The 16,561-nt window shown below is 44.2% G+C and carries 18 protein-coding genes; 7 read left to right on the forward strand and 11 right to left on the reverse strand.

The window, feature by feature from the left end; translation table 11 throughout:
* Positions 1 to 81: 81 nt before the first annotated feature.
* The 6 genes from FTD44_RS08355 to FTD44_RS08380 all read left to right on the forward strand — a co-directional run bounded on the left by FTD44_RS08355 (position 82) and on the right by FTD44_RS08380 (position 7,568).
* The gene (locus FTD44_RS08355) at positions 82 to 1,320 is read left to right on the forward strand and encodes a pyridoxal phosphate-dependent decarboxylase family protein (RefSeq protein WP_222166017.1); all 1,239 of its coding nucleotides are present in this window, start codon (positions 82 to 84) and stop codon (positions 1,318 to 1,320) included.
* A gap of 1 nt (position 1,321) precedes the next feature.
* Positions 1,322 to 1,948 carry an HAD family hydrolase gene (locus FTD44_RS08360; protein WP_222166018.1) on the forward strand — a complete coding sequence of 209 codons (627 nt, stop codon included), beginning with the start codon at positions 1,322 to 1,324 and terminating at the stop codon, positions 1,946 to 1,948.
* A gap of 29 nt (positions 1,949 to 1,977) precedes the next feature.
* Positions 1,978 to 2,967: a methylmalonyl Co-A mutase-associated GTPase MeaB gene (gene meaB / locus FTD44_RS08365; protein WP_222166019.1), complete on the forward strand. Its 990-nt coding sequence runs from the start codon at positions 1,978 to 1,980 to the stop codon at positions 2,965 to 2,967.
* 69 nt (positions 2,968 to 3,036) lie between these two features.
* Positions 3,037 to 3,660, forward strand: a complete 624-nt coding sequence (locus FTD44_RS08370; RefSeq protein WP_246625375.1) for a 7-carboxy-7-deazaguanine synthase QueE — start codon at positions 3,037 to 3,039, stop codon at positions 3,658 to 3,660.
* Positions 3,661 to 3,664: 4 nt separating this feature from the next.
* Positions 3,665 to 4,459, forward strand: coding sequence for an undecaprenyl-diphosphate phosphatase (locus FTD44_RS08375; protein WP_222166020.1), 795 nt, complete (start codon positions 3,665 to 3,667; stop codon positions 4,457 to 4,459).
* An 88-nt stretch (positions 4,460 to 4,547) separates the two neighbouring features.
* Positions 4,548 to 7,568, forward strand: coding sequence for a VIT domain-containing protein (locus tag FTD44_RS08380; protein ID WP_222166021.1), 3,021 nt, complete (start codon positions 4,548 to 4,550; stop codon positions 7,566 to 7,568).
* 36 nt (positions 7,569 to 7,604) lie between these two features.
* Here FTD44_RS08380 and FTD44_RS08385 read toward each other — a convergent pair whose 3' ends face one another.
* From FTD44_RS08385 to FTD44_RS08400, 4 genes are all read right to left on the reverse strand, one after another.
* Positions 7,605 to 8,528: a MauE/DoxX family redox-associated membrane protein gene (locus tag FTD44_RS08385; protein ID WP_222166022.1), complete on the reverse strand. Its 924-nt coding sequence runs from the start codon at positions 8,526 to 8,528 to the stop codon at positions 7,605 to 7,607.
* A gap of 86 nt (positions 8,529 to 8,614) precedes the next feature.
* Positions 8,615 to 9,124, reverse strand: a complete 510-nt coding sequence (locus tag FTD44_RS08390) for a hypothetical protein (protein WP_222166023.1) — start codon at positions 9,122 to 9,124, stop codon at positions 8,615 to 8,617.
* A gap of 68 nt (positions 9,125 to 9,192) precedes the next feature.
* Positions 9,193 to 10,143 carry an NAD(P)H-dependent flavin oxidoreductase gene (locus FTD44_RS08395; protein ID WP_222166024.1) on the reverse strand — a complete coding sequence of 317 codons (951 nt, stop codon included), beginning with the start codon at positions 10,141 to 10,143 and terminating at the stop codon, positions 9,193 to 9,195.
* Between the two features lie 27 nt (positions 10,144 to 10,170).
* Positions 10,171 to 11,169, reverse strand: coding sequence for a sugar phosphate nucleotidyltransferase (locus tag FTD44_RS08400; protein ID WP_222166025.1), 999 nt, complete (start codon positions 11,167 to 11,169; stop codon positions 10,171 to 10,173).
* 135 nt (positions 11,170 to 11,304) lie between these two features.
* Here FTD44_RS08400 and FTD44_RS08405 point away from each other — a divergent pair, with 135 nt between their 5' ends.
* A complete protein-coding gene (locus FTD44_RS08405; RefSeq protein ID WP_222166026.1) occupies positions 11,305 to 11,568 on the forward strand; it encodes a GlsB/YeaQ/YmgE family stress response membrane protein in 264 nt (87 codons plus the stop codon).
* Positions 11,569 to 11,604: 36 nt separating this feature from the next.
* On the opposite strand, the gene FTD44_RS08410 is transcribed toward FTD44_RS08405, so the two are convergent.
* From FTD44_RS08410 to rsmA, 7 genes are all read right to left on the reverse strand, one after another.
* On the reverse strand, positions 11,605 to 11,997 hold the full coding sequence (locus tag FTD44_RS08410) for an SET domain-containing protein-lysine N-methyltransferase (protein WP_129020560.1): 393 nt from the start codon (positions 11,995 to 11,997) through the stop codon (positions 11,605 to 11,607).
* 69 nt (positions 11,998 to 12,066) lie between these two features.
* On the reverse strand, positions 12,067 to 13,311 hold the full coding sequence (gene clpX, locus FTD44_RS08415) for an ATP-dependent Clp protease ATP-binding subunit ClpX (RefSeq protein ID WP_129020561.1): 1,245 nt from the start codon (positions 13,309 to 13,311) through the stop codon (positions 12,067 to 12,069).
* Positions 13,312 to 13,349: 38 nt separating this feature from the next.
* Positions 13,350 to 13,739 (reverse strand): HIT family protein, encoded by a 390-nt coding sequence (locus FTD44_RS08420; protein WP_222166027.1) that lies wholly within the window; start codon positions 13,737 to 13,739, stop codon positions 13,350 to 13,352.
* A 6-nt stretch (positions 13,740 to 13,745) separates the two neighbouring features.
* Positions 13,746 to 14,219: a hypothetical protein gene (locus FTD44_RS08425; protein WP_222166028.1), complete on the reverse strand. Its 474-nt coding sequence runs from the start codon at positions 14,217 to 14,219 to the stop codon at positions 13,746 to 13,748.
* Between the two features lie 12 nt (positions 14,220 to 14,231).
* The gene (gene greA / locus FTD44_RS08430; protein WP_129020564.1) at positions 14,232 to 14,705 is read right to left on the reverse strand and encodes a transcription elongation factor GreA; all 474 of its coding nucleotides are present in this window, start codon (positions 14,703 to 14,705) and stop codon (positions 14,232 to 14,234) included.
* A gap of 113 nt (positions 14,706 to 14,818) precedes the next feature.
* Complete coding sequence (locus tag FTD44_RS08435) at positions 14,819 to 15,760, reverse strand: NAD(P)-dependent oxidoreductase (RefSeq protein ID WP_222166029.1); 942 nt, start codon at positions 15,758 to 15,760, stop codon at positions 14,819 to 14,821.
* Entirely contained in the window at positions 15,757 to 16,515 is a 759-nt protein-coding gene (rsmA, locus tag FTD44_RS08440; protein ID WP_222166030.1) for a 16S rRNA (adenine(1518)-N(6)/adenine(1519)-N(6))-dimethyltransferase RsmA, read from the reverse strand. The genes FTD44_RS08435 and rsmA overlap by 4 nt, the downstream gene beginning before the upstream one ends.
* Positions 16,516 to 16,561: the final 46 nt, after the last annotated feature.

The following is a 16,561-nucleotide window of genomic DNA, read 5'->3' on the forward strand; positions in this document are numbered from 1 at the left end:
TTCAGATCGCCATCCATAAAGGGTGGCGATTTTTTTATCATTCCTTTTTGAAAATCTATCTTTGCAGCCTAAATAATAATAATGAAGTACTGGAAAAAGCTGAGTCATGAGCAACAGGATGCCCGCATCACCGAAGCACTGGCAGAAAATATTGATTATAGTAAAAGAGTATCGCTCGGTGTACCGGCCTCAAAACTGGACGGACAAGTATTCTACGATAAAGCCAGCTTCCTTAAAGATGCGCCGCTGTTGCGTACAGTAGTACAAAATCCCAATCATATCGGTTGCCATACCCTTACCGATTCAGAGCCATTCTTTAACGGTACCCAGGAGATAGAGCGCGAGCTGATCGAAACGCTGGCTGTAGATATGTTTGGCGCTGAAGTAAACAGCTGTGATGGTTATGTAGCCACCGGCGGTACGGAAGCCAATATCCAGGCCATATGGATGTACCGCAACCTGTTTATGCAGGAATATGACGCACAGCTGTCAGAGATCGCCATTCTGGCTTCCTCTGATACCCACTACTCCGTAGTTAAAGGCTCTAACCTGCTCAGCATTGCTTATTATAGTGTACCGGTAGATGATCAGACCCGTATGGTAGTGCCGGAATTGCTGGACAGCACCATTCAAAAAGCCATTGCAGCGGGAATCAAGTATGTGATTGTGTTGAACAATATGGGTACAACCATGTTCGGCTCTATCGACAATCCCGATGTATATGCACAGTACCTGCAACAATATAATATTCCATTCAAACTGCACCTGGACGGGGCTTTTGGCGGATTTATATACCCGACTTCCGATCCAGATCATAACCTGAATTTTAAGAATCCTCACGTATCCTCCATTACCCTGGATGCCCATAAAATGTTGCAGGCGCCATATGGTACCGGTATCTTCCTGTCCCGTAAAGACCTGATGAAGTATGTCTTCACCAAAGAGGCCAGCTATGTGCATGGTATGGATATCACCTTATGCGGCAGCCGTTCGGGTGCCAATGCGATTGCAGTATGGATGATCCTGTATAACTATGGTCCTTACGGATGGCTGGAAAAGATCAATACTTTACTATACCGTACTGACTGGTGTTGCCAGCAGCTGGATGCCATGAATGTAGCTTACTATCGTCATCCGAAAATGAATATCATTACCATTCGTGCAGCACATGTGCCAGTGGCTATTGCAGAACAGTTCCTGCTGGTGCCGGATAGTCACGGTGATGCCGTAAACTGGTATAAGATTGTGGTGATGGATCACGTACAGATCGAACATCTGCAGGAATTTATTGATGCTTTTAAAGCAGCTGAAAAAGGATAATATGGACAATATTAAGCACATTATATTTGACCTGGGCGGTGTGCTCATCAATATAGATTATAACCGTACTGCTGAAGCTTTTAAAGCATTAGGCGTTACCGATTTTGATGATCGCTATTCGCAGGCCGCACAGACCGATCTGTTTTCCGATTTTGAAACCGGTAAGATAGATGAGGCCGAATTTGTAAAGGCCTTACAGGGATGGACAGGCACACACATCAGCCACCAGCAGATACTGGATGCCTGGAATGAGATGCTGCTGGATATTCCGCTGCGCAGGCTACAGATATTGCAGCAACTGCAATTGCATTACGATATCGTACTCTTGAGCAATACCAACGAAACGCATGAACGTGCTTTCAATAAAGTATTGAAGGAAGTCTGCGGTTTTGATAACCTCGGCGTATTCTTTGATAAAGTATTTTACAGCCATCGTATTGGTATGCGTAAACCGAATGCAGATATCTTTCAGCACGTTCTGGACTATACCGGCTTCAACCCGGCACATACTTTATTCCTGGACGACAGCTTCCAGCATATAGAAGGGGCCCGTGCTGCGGGGATCCAGGCCATATGGATGGAACCGGGTATGACGATGGAAGAAACAATATTCCGCCCCAAACAATAAGTACTATATTTGTTCTGCATACCAACATCTTGAGACGCGCATTACCCGACATACAAGTATTAAAAGAAGGCATACTGGCAGGCGATATAGCCCTGCTCAGCCGCGCCATTACCCTGGTCGAATCAACTAACCCACAGCACCAGGTGCTGGCGGCACAGCTGATCGATGAGATACTGCCGTATTCCGGAAAATCGTTGCGCATAGGCATCACCGGTGTGCCAGGTGTGGGTAAGAGTACCTTCATCGAATCCTTTGGGATGCACCTGATCGCCGAAGGCAGGAAGCTTGCCGTACTGGCCATTGATCCCAGCAGCAATATAAGTAAAGGAAGTATACTCGGGGATAAAACCCGTATGGAGCAACTTTCGGTACATCCAGATGCATATATACGCCCTTCATCTGCCAGTGGCAGTCTCGGAGGGGTAACTTACAAAACCCGGGAAACAACACTGCTCTGTGAAGCCGCAGGTTTTGATACCATTATTGTAGAAACAGTAGGGGTAGGCCAGAGCGAAACCGAAGTAAGCCAGATCACCGACTTCTTTCTCCTGCTGATGCTGGCCGGTGCCGGAGATGAATTGCAGGGCATCAAAAGAGGCATCATGGAAATGGCCGATGGAATGGTCATCACTAAAGCAGATGGAGACAATATACATAAGGCCAAAGCTGCCCGCAGTGAGTATGCCAGAGCCTTACACTTTATGCCACCCAATGCATCGGGTTGGATACCGGAGGTGAAAATCTGCTCCTCATACGAAAATACAGGAATTGCTGAAGTGGCAGCCATGATCGATAAATTTCATCATCACCAGGTCTCCAATGGCCATTTTGAACAGAAGCGCAGCAACCAGAACCTGTTTGCCTTCCGCCAGTTACTGAACGAAGGACTGTTTCGCCGCCTGCTGGCACAGCATGGTGTGCAGGACCATATTCATCAGCTGGAGGCCCGCGTACTTAATCATACCCTCAGCCCCTATACCGCAGTACACCAAGTATTGCAGCATCTTTCTCTCGGTTAGTCTTTACGATTATTTTATCGCTTGGTCAGCACGATATGTTTTATCTTTGCGCACAAGTTTTAATTAATTATGTCTGTTGCAACCGATTATTTAGCCGTTCAATACCCAGTTATGGAGCACTTCTACACCCTACAGGGTGAAGGGGCCTATGCCGGGCATGCAGCTTATTTTATTCGCCTTGGAGGATGTGATGTAGGCTGTGTGTGGTGCGACGTAAAAGAAAGCTGGGACGCTGATGTGCATCCTAAAATGAGCGTGGAAGCAATCATAGGAGCGGCAAGTGCATACCCGGGCCGTATCGCCGTTATTACCGGTGGTGAACCTTCAATGTATGATCTGGCTCCCTTAGCTACAGGTCTTAAAGCCGCAGGTTTCAGAACACATATCGAAACCTCTGCCTCATCTCCTTTAAGCGGAGATTTTGACTGGGTTACTTTATCGCCTAAAAAATTCAAGGCACCATTACCGGAGAATATGTCCTGGGCTCATGAACTGAAAATTGTAGTCTTTAATAAACACGATTTTCAATGGGCAGAAACCTATGCCGCACTGGTACCGGAATCCTGCAAGCTGTACCTGCAAACGGAATGGGATAAAAGAGAACAAATGACCCCGGTAATCCTGGAATATATTCGCCAGCATCCGCAATGGTCCCTATCTTTACAAACACACAAATACTTAAACATACCTTAGTTTTATGAATTATCTGCAGGCCATTATCCTGGCGATCATCGAAGGACTGACCGAGTTTTTACCGGTATCTTCAACAGGACATATGATCATTGCCAGCTCCGTAATGGGATTACAGCCTACGGCATTTACCAAACTGTTCCTGATCGTTATACAGTTGGGTACGATCCTTTCCGTACTGGCCTTATATTACAAGCGTTTCTTCCGTTCGGTATCTTTTTACATCAAGCTGATTGTAGCAGCTATACCAGCCTCTATACTGGGTGTATTGCTGAATGATCAGATCGATCAATGGCTGGAAAGTCCCACTATGGTGGCGGTAATGCTGGTATTGGGTGGTATCATATTGCTGTTTGTAGATAAATGGTTCAATAAACCCGTCATTGAAGATTCAGATAATATCTCTTATAAGCAAGCATTCATCATAGGTGTATACCAGTGTCTGGCCCTGATTCCGGGTACCTCACGTTCTGCCAGTACTATTGTAGGTGCTATGACGCAGAAGCTGACCCGTAAAGCCGCTGCAGAGTTTTCTTTCTTCCTGGCCCTGCCTATGATGTTCGGTGCCTCGCTGATCAAAATGCTGAAGTTCTTTAAAGAAGGCAATACTTTCACTCCTGAAGAGATCAAGCTGCTGGTCGTAGGTAATGTAGTCGGATTTGTGGTGGCGATTATTGCCATCAAAGGCTTTATCAGCCTGCTTACCCGCCACGGTTTTAAAGCATTTGGCTGGTACCGCATCATCCTCGGACTGGCTATCCTGATCCTGATCTTCAGCGGTCATGAATTGAACATTCTTTAAAGCACATAAAAATATTTTTAGAAAAAAGATTTCCATTCTTTATGGAAATCTTTTTTTATGTACATCTTAGGAGTATAAATCCTATTGTATGATACGCCAATTCCTCTTATGCTGCCTGCTGCTTTGCACCACTTTCATTGTGCGCGCCCAGCATCCCACCCTTGCCCTCTCCGATGGGTCGCATGATGTACAGCTCGATAAAGTGTCTGTAGACATCAATATTGTAGGCAATATTGCCACCACACAGATGACCCTTACCTTCCTGAACAAGAGCGATCGTACGCTGGAAGGAACCCTTACATTCCCCATGCCGCAAGGGGTTACCATCAGCGGATTTGCGCTGGATATAAATGGTAAAATGCGCCAGGCGGTACCGGTTTCAAAGGCCAAGGCTACAGAAGTGTTTGAAAGTATTGAGAACCGCAGGGTAGACCCCGGCTTGCTGGAGCAGGTAGAGGGAAATAATTTCCGTACCCGCATTTATCCATTCCTGCCACACGCCAGTCGTACAATCATGATTACTTATGAAGAGGCATTGAAGCTGGACAGTCGTTACCAGTTACGTTATCATCTGCCCCTGGACTATGCACAACCTGTCGCCAGCTTTGACCTCAAAGCGACTGTAACCGCCAGCACGGCAAAACCAGTATTGGCAGAGCAGCCCGATGGTAGTTTCTCCTTTACCCAGACCGGCCCCTCTTATATTGCACAACTGCATAAAACATCATTTCAGCCACGTCGTGCACTGACCATTAATCTGCCCAAAGAGATCAATACAGTCGAGGCCTTATATGCACCCAATACAGATAATTCGGCCTACTTTGTCATCAACGATTACAGGAAAGCACAGTTTAAACAAAAGCAATGGTCTTCAAAAATTGACCTGATCTGGGATGTATCCTTAAGTGGCCTGGAACGGAATCATGAAAAAGAACTACAGGTCCTTGATTTGTTTTTTAAACAGCAGCCCAATGCCATTGTTGACCTTAAACTGCTGAATCACCGCCTGGTTAATTCCGGCACCTATGCCATTCAAAATGGTAACTGGTCTGCATTGAGAAAGAAATTACAATCCCTGGTATACGACGGGGCCACTGATTTCAGCGTACTGAATAAGGCTTATATTCTGGACAAGAACAACAGAGATGTGCTATTGTTTACCGATGGCATGAGCACTTATGGTCCGCAGGCCGGTCGTATTCCTACCAGCTTCTTCACTTTTATTGCAGCGCAGAAAGCCGACTTTGTAGCCATGCAGCAATTGAGCAGCGGTGGTAAACTCATAAACCTGAACACGGCTACAGTTGCCGATGCCGTGGCACAGATTAACACTATATATTACCGCTTTATGGGCATAGAGCAGGCCAATGTGTCTGAGGTATACCCGGTGCGCAATACAGAGGTATCCGGACATATGGTTATTACAGGTTTGCTCCCTGCAAATATGCATGAGGTAACACTCTTATATGGCTGGGATGGCAAGGTGACCGAGCGCAGAAAAGTAGTGCTGCAACGCAGTAATAATACAGCCCTGAACATACATAAGTTGTGGGCACAGCAAAAGATAGATGCCCTAAATGGAGATTATAAACAAAATGCAGCTACCATAACGGAACTGGCACAGCAATTCGGAATTGTAACCCGCAATACCAGTCTGATGGTACTGGAAGAAGTGGCAGACTATGTACGCTATAACATTACCCCTCCGCAGGAATTGATGGAAGAGTATCTGCGTCTGAAAAAGGAATCTTCCGTAGCAGAAGAGGAACGTATGAATGATCTGCTGACCCGCTCGGTAGAGATGACTGCCCAGTTGAAAACCTGGTGGCAAACTGTATTTACTGCACAGAAAAGATATCCTCAACCGCCAGAAAAACCAGAAGCAGCAAGGGCTGCTGCAGTAGAAGTGGCAGAAGACCGTATGGTAGATAAGTCCGTTTCATCTGCTCATGATGTGGAGAGCCAACTGGCACCGGCAGCAAGTGCAAGCCCGGTTGTAGAGGCGGTAATGAAGAAAGAAGCTGGAGAAAGCAACACTTTGCAATTTGCCGACCCGGTTACCCAGGAAAGTAATTTTACGACCAGTGCTGTCACAACGTATAACTGGACGGCGACTGACAGTACTGCTACAGATGGTCTCGATATTGCCGCCAGTGATGCTACCGCGGAAGCCACTATTGCGGATGATGGGTATGGATCGGAAACTGTAGTGCCGGTATCGGATGAGCCGTATATGCAGGTGCTGAAAAGCAGTAAACAACCTTATGCAACTTACCTGCGTGAAAGGAAACAATACCAGGATAAAGCAACCTTCTATTATAATGTGGCCCAGTATTTCTATAAAAGAAAATCGGTTGATACTGCTATACAGATCCTGAGTAATATCGCCGAGCTGAATATTGAAGATGCACCCCTGATGAAAATACTGGTGTATAAGCTGAAAGAATGGAAGCAATATGAAAAAGAATTATGGTGTGCAGGCAAAGTGCTGGAATGGCGCCCTATGGACTTACAGAGCCATCGTGACTATGCCCTGGCACTGGAAGACAATGGACGCTACCAGGAAGCACTGGATGGCTTGTATGGCATATTGCAGGGCAGCTACAGCCCGGAAGCGGCCGATCGTGATGCCGGAGTGGAAGAGATCCTGGTTATGGAAATTAACCGCCTGATCAGCCTGCATAAAGGACAACTGAATACAAAGCATATCCGCAAAGAACTGATCCAGGAACTGCCGGTAGATATACGGGTAGTGATTAACTGGAATCACCTGAATACAGACATTGACCTTTGGGTTACACAACCTAATGGAGAGCGTTGTATGTACAATACCCCTACAACCTCTGCTGGAGGTCGCATCAGCAACGACTTTACCAATGGTTACGGACCAGAGCAGTTCTTACTGAAGAAAGCCATAAAAGGGAAATATACAATCGAGACCAATTACTTTGGAGAATCCCGTTTTGTATTGAGCGGTGCGACTACGGTAATGGCAGAAGTCTACCTCTATTACGCATCAGGAAAAGAAGAACGGAAGGTGATTACCTTACAGATGAGTGAAGCCGGACATACGCAGGACGGAGCACTGATCGGGACATTCACCTTCTAAACAATAAAGGCTGCACTCAGTGCAGCCTTTATTGTTTTAATTCGATTTAATCCATAACTGGAATTCCTTCTGATTCAGATCCGGGACATTGAGTTTCTTTACAATCGCAGAATCATTAACCCAGTACATTGCAGGTACAAATAATCCGGCTATATCGCGGAATGGTTTCTGCTCCAGGAAGCTGTAAGGGATATTTGTCGCTTTAGTATCCTCCAGGAAATCGTTGAGCATAGTATTGCGGGTACTATCAACCTCAGGGTCCATAAACACCAGTTGAATAGGCAGTGTGCTATCTGCTTTTTTCATAGCACTCAGGCTGCGGGCGGCATCACGGCAATGAGAACAGGTCATACTCAGGAAGCCAACGAAATGTTTGCCATGTCGTAAATCGGCTTGCGGAACATGTTTCGCCTGTGGTCCGTATAATTTGGATACCGGAATATGTTTCAGCTGTGCAGGGAAGATCACGAAAGGTACAGCAATGATTACCGGCACTACCAGCAGGCTGGTAATCTGCTGCCAGGTACTACGCTCCGGTTTCGAAGTATATTTCCACAGCAGACCGAACAAGATCAGCAGCACTATATTTTTCAGTATAGAGGCCAGTGGAGTCATAGGGACCATGCTGCCCATACAGCCACAGTTTACATCATTACCCGCATTGAAATACAATATAGTCAGGTGAATGGTAAACAGGATCAGCAGCCAGAACGAGGCCCTGATCACCCATTTGCGACTGCCATAAATATTTAGCAGCAGCAGTAAACCCAGAGCTGCTTCCAGCCCTATAAAAAAGCGGGCCGCATACACCGATACCAGCTGCGGTACATATAGCTGCGAGTGGATCGTGTATTCAAAATGCTGGATCGGCTGGGTTTTGGTAAATGCAGAAAAGATAAAGAAACAGCCTAATAAAGAAGAAAGCAGGAAGATCAGGAACTGTTTTACACTATATTTCATAACTCAATAATTAAGAATAGGTACGAAAATAAAACCGATATTCTGTAAATAGAATATCGGTTTGTCTATAAAACGTTAAATATTGTTTATTGAATATCAAATGTACCTTCGGTCAGTACTACTTTGTTAGATGTATTACCTACCTCAGCTACTGCTGTATTGAAGGTTCCTACATAACTACCGGTAGTCGTTACATGATAGTTTGCATTGGTCGTATTGCTGGTATAATGCGTTGCATAACCGTCAACCATGATGGTGTATACAACTTGTACATTGCCACCTACCGGATATTTTTTATTACCGTCGTAGTTGCTGATGGTGAATCCTACACTTCTGAAGTTTTTGTCATCACGTTCAAAACCATATTGAATACCGGTCACTGTCAGGGTTTTTACGCCGCTTACATCTGTCAGTGTTGCAGATTGTTGTTCTGCTATAAACATGTCGCCGTCAATCTTACATTTGAATGTGCCTTTGAAAGGATTGTTTGTAACAGGCTCTTGAACATCAGGTGTTGCATCATAATCTTTCTGACAAGAAACAAATGAAAAGCATAAAGCCAGTAGCAGCGCTGATAATTTGAAAATTTGTTTCATAATGATTTATAGCGTTTATGTATATGTAAGAGGTAAAGATAATTATTACAAAAGTAATTTCAAAACATTTATGGTTTAAAAAATGGCTGTGCTGCAGCGTCACGGAACTCCTGCCAGATCTGGCTCACAATCTTGCCGGCTGGCATAATATCCTGTATCATGCTACTCACCTGTCCGATCTCCAGCTCTCCTTCTTCCATATCTCCTTCAAACATTCCTTTCTTTGCCCTTGCGCGCCCCAGGATCTGTTCCAGTTGCTCGAGTGTTGCCCCTTCGCCTTCGGCACGGGAAACTTCCTGGTAGAACTTGTTTTTGAGTAATCTTACAGGAGTATGTTTTTTGAGTGATAATTGTGTGTCTCCTTCCTGTGCAGTGATTACCGCCTGTTTGAAACTTGCATGGCTACTGGCCTCTTCACTGCATACAAACCTGCTGCCGATCTGAACGCCTTCTGCGCCCAGTACCATTGCAGCCATCATACTGCGCCCACTACCGATACCGCCTGCTGCGATCAGTGGAATATCAATGGCTTTGCGCACATTAGGGATCAGGCACATGGTTGTGGTCTCTTCCCTTCCGTTATGTCCGCCGGCCTCGAAACCCTCCGCTACAACTGCATCCACACCGGCATCCTGGCTCTTAAGTGCAAACTTGGCACTGGATACCACATGTACTACCGTAATGCCCGCATCTTTCAGCATTGGGGTCCATGTTTTTGGATTGCCGGCTGAGGTAAATACGATAGGCACTTTGGCTTCAATAATATGTTTGATATGCTGATCAATATCCGGGTATAATAAGGGCAGGTTAACGCCGAAAGGCTTGTCTGTAGCCGCTTTACACTTGTCCAGATGTTCCTTCAATATTTCGGGGTACATACTTCCTGCACCGATAAGGCCCAGTCCGCCGGCATTACTTACTGCGGAGGCCAGGCGCCAGCCCGATGCCCAGATCATACCGGCTTGTATAATAGGGTATTCAATCTGGAACAATTGGGTAATTCTGTTGTCTGTTAACATAAATCTGCTGCGTAAAAAATGATATGATTATTTGCCGAAATCGATATCTGTATTATCACCGATATTCAGGCTCTGGCTCATGCCCCTTACAAAGGCATCACTACCAATAATAGAAGATTTGAGTACCACTTCTTCCAGTACCGCAAAGGACCCGATAATGGAGTTGCTGACAATAGAAGAATTGATGGTGGAATGCTCTCCGATGGTTGCATTAGGACCGATGATCGAGTTCTCGATCTTACAGCCTTCTGCAATACTTACAGGAGGTAAAATTACGGTATTGGGAAACTGGTAATTGTACGTCAGGCTGCTCTTCTGACCTTTCAGCAAGATCGCATTGGTCTCCAGCAGGGTCTCCTTCTTACCACAGTCAAACCAGTTATTAACCTTAAAAGATTTGAACACCGCACCATCATCGATCATGAGCTGCAAGGCTTCTGTAAGATGGTATTCACCATCTATAGTACCTATACCATGATCTATACAATAGTCAAGTGTTTTATAAAGCGATTGCGATTCTTTAATCTTGAAGACGCCTACCAATGCCATATTTGATTTAGGGATCAGTGGTTTCTCCACCAGTCTGAAGACTGTTCTGTCGTCCCCGATTTCTGCTACCCCGAACAAACGAGGATCATCTACCCTCCTGACGCCGATTTCAGAATGCGGGCTATTGATAATGGCCTTGATATCATAATCACAGATCGTATCTCCGTACACAATAAAAATTTCATCGTCATTGACAATGTCCTTCGTCAGCCATATGGCATGGCCCGTACCTTTACGGTCATTCTGGGTCACAAAATGGCATTTCAGTTCCGGGTATTTCTTGTTGATATAATCCTGGATCTTATCGCCGAGGTACCCGATCACAAAAATAAATTCATGGATTCCGTTTTCCAGTAGCTGTTCAACAATAACACTTAAGATCGTTTTCCCGGCTATAGGGATTAAAGCTTTGGGCTGTGTGTATGTGTGCGGGCGTAATTTGGTGCCTGCTCCAGCCAGAGGGATGATCGCTTTCATCGGATGTTAATTGATACCGCAAAATAAGTTAATTGCCCGGCTCAAAAAAGTTATTTTATGATTTCTTAAAAAAGATTTATGCCAAAAAATTATATCTTTAAGATGAATTTAATCACACTTTAAAAACAAAACACTATGAGTAACATTATCTTTTGGATCATTTTCGGAGGTATAGCAGGCGTAATTGCCAAATGGATCATGCCCGGCAAGAACGAGCCCCAGGGGTGTATTATCACCATTATCCTGGGTATTGTAGGTGCCCTGGTCGGTGGCTTTATCGGAAATTTATTATGGGGATCTACCGGTGTTACCGGCTTCGGAGTTAAAAGTTTTGCCTTAGCTGTAGGCGGCGCATTATTAGTACTCTGGATATATGGCAAATTTGCCGGCAAACGCTAGTATATAAAAAAAGCAATATAGTGCGCAGTGTCATCTTTAATGAGCATCAAACCATAGTGGTCTGGCATCATCCCAATCGCCATTATAGTTAATCAGCAATTCCTCATTAGCATTGATGCTGCGTACTGTTCTTATCATGATGATCTGCTGTTCAAAGTCCATATAGTACTCACAATTGGAGCTATAGCTATGGTTGTACATAGAGATGTAACCCCATGCAGCACAGCATAGTTCATTATTCTCTCCCCACTCAAAGATATAATCATGCAGCGGTGTCTGATCTAGCAGTTTGCGGTCTGCACCACTCATAGCCAGTACAGGAGATATTTCTATAATTACATTTTCGGGTAGGTCTTCAGAGGTATATACACCTCTTCCTTTGGTACTCGTCTGATCTATATATAGGCATTCCGCTATCTGTAATTGCATATATTCTTCTTTTAAGCAACAAAATGCATACCGTTATGATATGCATTTTGCCATGATTTTAAATATTGATTAGCCCGCAGTGCGTAAGACATCCAGCTTACCGCGGTCCAGTTTTTCTTTTGCATATTCCAGCGTAATGGTGAATAATCCATTATGTTCTGCAGATGGTAATTCATACATAGCATCGGTAAGGATCATTTCACAGATGGTTCTCAAACCACGGCCACCCAGTTTGTACGTGTGTGCCTTATCTACCATATACTCTAATGCATCGTCATCCACTTTCAGATCTATATTCTCATATTCAAACAAACGCTTGTATTGTCTGATGAGCGCATTCTTAGGTTCTGTAAGGATTCGCTTTAAAGCAGGTTTGTCTAATGGGTTCAGATAAGTAACTACAGGTAAACGACCCAGTAATTCCGGGATCAGTCCGAATGCCCTCAGATCCTGTGCATTTACATACTGCAGCAGATTACTTCTGTCCAGCTTATTCTTTTCTTCTGTGCTTTTAAAACCGATAGCGCTGGTTTCGATACGACGGGAAATCATTTTGTCGATCCCTTCAAACGCTCCGCCACAGATAAACAGGATATTTTGTGTGTTGATCTTCACCATTTTCTGATCGGGGTGCTTGCGGCCGCCTTGTGGTGGCACCAGTACTTCCGAACCTTCCAGTAATTTCAACAGTGATTGCTGCACGCCCTCACCGCTTACATCTCTGGTAATGGATGGATTATCACTTTTACGACCGATCTTATCGATCTCATCAATGTACACAATACCTTTCTCAGCTGCCGTTACATCATAGTCACAAGCCTGTAATAGACGGGTCAGGATACTTTCTACATCCTCTCCCACATAACCGGCCTGTGTAAACACAGTAGCATCAGCGATGGCAAAAGGAACCTGTAAAATACGGGCCACTGTTTTGGCCAGCAGGGTCTTACCGGTACCGGTTTCTCCCACCATGATGATATTTGATTTTTCAATCTCCACATCATCAGTAGTTACATGCTTTAATCGCTTGTAGTGATTATACATGGCTACTGCCATTACTTTCTTCGCATCGTCCTGGCCGATAATATACTGGTCCAGGAAATTGGTAATTTCTTTGGGCTTCAGAATTTTATGCTGATTAATGTCGTACTGTGCGGATACACTCTTTTTTGCTTCCGGCTTGTCATTAATCATATTGCTGGCCTGCTGTATACAATCGTCACAGATATTTCCCTGAACACCTGTGATGAGCAGTCCTACTTCCTGTTCACTTCTTCCACAAAAAGAGCAGGACTGGCCATTTTTTTTTGCCATAATTTAATTAGTCAGTTTTATGAATACTTTACTTGGGATTAAAGGTGTGCCAGGATTTTTTCCTGCACCATCTTCAGCTCCTCATTACTTAATTTCAGCTTTTCGTTGGTGAAATTGATATCGTCTGCATTGTTGATCGGCAGCAGGTGCATATGTGCATGCGGTACTTCTATACCGATCACACTCAGGCCGCAGCGATTGCAGGGAAATGCTTTTTCAATAGCCAACGCAATTGGTTTTGCAAAGTTCAGCCATTTAGACAGAATATCTGCATCTACATCCCATATTTTATCAGTTTCCTTTTTCGGAACCACCAATACATGTCCCTCTTTTAAAGGGAATATATCCAGGAATGCATAAAAATCATTGTCTTCGGCTATTTTAAAGCTTGGGATCTCACCTGCAATAATCTTAGTGAATATGGACATATGCGATTAGAATTTAAAAATTATGCTATCATTACCTGTCCCGTTATAGGGTGCAGTCTGTATAGCCTTTTTATAATTATTGATCTGAACCCAGTAAATGATCCAGCAGATAATGGCTGCAAGACCGGATAAGAAACCAAGCAAGGGCACAACGGTTGTACACCTGAGTACGCTCATTGCAATGCCTGTTCCATTGGCCGGGTTGGCCTCTGAAAGCGGGAATGACCTCACCTTTGATTCCTTAAGAATGGATTCAGACAGATTGTTTACTACAATGAATGACCATACCAGGTTGAAAACAGGAATGAGCAGCAGCCAGGTGTTATTGGGCGCCATGGTCCTGTTCTGTTCTGAAATGGCTTTGAATGTATTTCTTAATGTGAGAATGTACAGGATATTGACCAATAGGTACACAGCCACAATGCCGATAAGTATCAGCACAATGGTTACATCAAAACTATCCCGGTAAGTCAGGCCCATTAACAGTATATATTAGATTCCGATTTCTTCGATTCTGAATTGCAGTTTTCCGGCAGGCACATCGATATCAGCGATTTCGCCTACGGCTTTCCCCAGTAAGCCTCTTCCGATAGGGGAGGTTACAGAAATCTTACCGGCTTTAAGGTCGGCTTCTTTTTCTGATACTAAATGATACTCTACCAGTTTTTTGGTTTTCATATTTGTAATCTTAACCTTGCTCAGTACGGATACTTTACTCAGGTCCAGATCTTTTGTATCAATTACTCTGCTATTGGCAATAATACTTTCCAGCTTGGCGATTTTGGCCTCATGAAGGCCCTGAGCCTCTTTGGCCGCGTCATATTCAGCATTTTCTTTTAAGTCGCCTTTTTCGCGTGCTTCAGCAATAGCTTGTGCTATTTCTGATCTACCCGCGGTTTTTAATTCGGCAAGCTCTCCTCTCATTAGCTCCAGGCTTTCTTTCGTAACATAGTTTACCGTTGACATAATAATCAATTTTTAGGTTATTACATAAAAATAAAACACACAATGTACCCGATGGTTGCGAGATACATTGCGTGCATTAACTATAGCGAAGTTAAGGCTTTACAATCAATTGATCAAATTATAAATCCTAATTTTTTCCTTAATGTAAGACACATTTTAGTGTTGGCATCATAGGTATAACCGCCTATATGTGCGGTGCCTATAAAGTTGGGCATATGCAGCATTTCCATAGCTATCGCAAACATCTTATCATCCATTTTGCTGATAGGTTCTTTTTCCCATACATCAAGGGCAGCGCCAACAATTTTGCCACGGAGTAATCCATCATAGACCGCATATTGCTCCGCCACTTCACCTCTTGATAAATTAAGTAAGGTGAACGGATGTTGCATACGCTTACAAAACTCCTGGTTGAAGTAATGATGGGTGTCCTTTGTATACGGAACGTGAAAGCTGATCATCGTGGCCTCCTGGTATATTTGCTCAAGGTCGGTACACCATGTAATTCCAGGATTGGGTGGATAGTCTTTTGCTTCAATATCGAAGCCCAGGACCTTTACCCCCATTGCAGTCAGCTTTTGTGCAAAGCGGTAACCATTATTACCCATGCCGATAATACCGGCTGTTGTGCCTTCTATTTCAAAGCCACGGTTATCGTCCCTAAGCCAGATGTCCTGGCGCAGTTCTATATGTGACTTTATAATGCGGTGCTGTAAGGCCAGGTACATGCCCAGGGCCTGTTCGGCTACGGCATTGGCATTCCCTTCCGGGCTGCTGATGCAGATGATATTACGGCTTTTGGCATAGGCTACATCTATATGTTCCATACCGCTGCCCATACGGCCTATCCAGTGCAGGTTTTCAGCCTTTTCCAGTAAAGGCTGATCGAACTTTATTTTGGTGGAGGTAATGATACCCGTATAATCCTGAATACACTGCGAGAGTTGCTCATAATCGATCGAAAAGCCTTCTTCCAGTGTATACCCCTTCTCCAGGAGAAAATCAGACAGTACCGGTTCTATTTTAGTGATAAGCAATACGCGTTTCACACTCATTTTTTAAAGTATTGATTGTACATCGCAACAAATTCTGCTACAGAAAGCTGTTCTGCACGTTTATTGAAAATTTCATCGCCCAATTGTTCAGGAGCAATCAAAGGTCTTAACGCATTACGCAGTGTTTTTCGTCTCTGTCCAAATGCAGTTTTAACCATTTTCTGAAACTTAGGAAACTGGTCAATCTGGTATTTGTTACCGGCATTCTTCAACCTGATCACGCCTGATTTAACTTTAGGAGGAGGGGTGAAGCAATTCTCATGCACATCAAAGAGGTAAGTAACATCAAAGTATGCTTGTATCAGAACACTGAGTATACCATAATCTTTCTTTCCGGATGCAGCGGCTACGCGCAGTGCAACCTCCTTCTGGAACATACCAATTACCTCATCGACCTGGTGATGCCAGTCCAGTACCTTAAACAGGATCTGGGAAGAGATATTATAAGGGAAGTTACCGACCAATGAAAACTGACCTTCAAATGGTACAGTAGATTTCAGAAAATCGATATGGATCAGTTTGTCGGTTATGGCCGGGTAAGTTGCCTTCAGATAATTTACTTTATCGTCGTCAATCTCAACAGCCTTGTAATGGATATTTGGAATCTCTAGTAAGTACTTGGACAGTGCGCCGCCGCCGGGTCCTACTTCTACAAGATTTAAACCTTCACTGAGGGTAACCTGGTCTACAATTTTAAGGCACATATTCTCATCATGCAGGAAGTGCTGACCCAGGCTTTTCTTTAAAATATACATATATGAAGATTAGTGTACAAAAGTAAGCATAAAAAGAAAGCCCGCA

This window comes from Edaphocola aurantiacus, from assembly GCF_019797745.1.
Lineage (GTDB): Bacteria > Bacteroidota > Bacteroidia > Chitinophagales > Chitinophagaceae > Edaphocola > Edaphocola aurantiacus.

Bases quoted from the DNA above. Each gene is read 5' to 3' on its own strand.
- FTD44_RS08400 (WP_222166025.1), bottom strand. From the start codon at position 11,169: ATGAAAGCGATCATCCCTCTGGCTGGAGCAGGCACCAAATTACGCCCG.
- FTD44_RS08360 (WP_222166018.1), top strand. From the start codon at position 1,322: ATGGACAATATTAAGCACATTATATTTGACCTGGGCGGTGTGCTCATC.
- FTD44_RS08420 (WP_222166027.1), bottom strand. From the start codon at position 13,739: ATGTCCATATTCACTAAGATTATTGCAGGTGAGATCCCAAGCTTTAAA.
- FTD44_RS08410 (WP_129020560.1), bottom strand. From the start codon at position 11,997: ATGCAATTACAGATAGCGGAATGCCTATATATAGATCAGACGAGTACC.
- FTD44_RS08405 (WP_222166026.1), top strand. From the start codon at position 11,305: ATGAGTAACATTATCTTTTGGATCATTTTCGGAGGTATAGCAGGCGTA.
- FTD44_RS08375 (WP_222166020.1), top strand. From the start codon at position 3,665: ATGAATTATCTGCAGGCCATTATCCTGGCGATCATCGAAGGACTGACC.
- FTD44_RS08380 (WP_222166021.1), top strand. From the start codon at position 4,548: ATGATACGCCAATTCCTCTTATGCTGCCTGCTGCTTTGCACCACTTTC.
- greA (WP_129020564.1), bottom strand. From the start codon at position 14,705: ATGTCAACGGTAAACTATGTTACGAAAGAAAGCCTGGAGCTAATGAGA.
- FTD44_RS08385 (WP_222166022.1), bottom strand. From the start codon at position 8,528: ATGAAATATAGTGTAAAACAGTTCCTGATCTTCCTGCTTTCTTCTTTA.
- FTD44_RS08395 (WP_222166024.1), bottom strand. From the start codon at position 10,143: ATGTTAACAGACAACAGAATTACCCAATTGTTCCAGATTGAATACCCT.
- FTD44_RS08435 (WP_222166029.1), bottom strand. From the start codon at position 15,760: ATGAGTGTGAAACGCGTATTGCTTATCACTAAAATAGAACCGGTACTG.
- FTD44_RS08355 (WP_222166017.1), top strand. From the start codon at position 82: ATGAAGTACTGGAAAAAGCTGAGTCATGAGCAACAGGATGCCCGCATC.
- FTD44_RS08425 (WP_222166028.1), bottom strand. From the start codon at position 14,219: ATGGGCCTGACTTACCGGGATAGTTTTGATGTAACCATTGTGCTGATA.
- rsmA (WP_222166030.1), bottom strand. From the start codon at position 16,515: ATGTATATTTTAAAGAAAAGCCTGGGTCAGCACTTCCTGCATGATGAG.
- clpX (WP_129020561.1), bottom strand. From the start codon at position 13,311: ATGGCAAAAAAAAATGGCCAGTCCTGCTCTTTTTGTGGAAGAAGTGAA.
- FTD44_RS08390 (WP_222166023.1), bottom strand. From the start codon at position 9,124: ATGAAACAAATTTTCAAATTATCAGCGCTGCTACTGGCTTTATGCTTT.
- FTD44_RS08370 (WP_246625375.1), top strand. From the start codon at position 3,037: ATGTCTGTTGCAACCGATTATTTAGCCGTTCAATACCCAGTTATGGAG.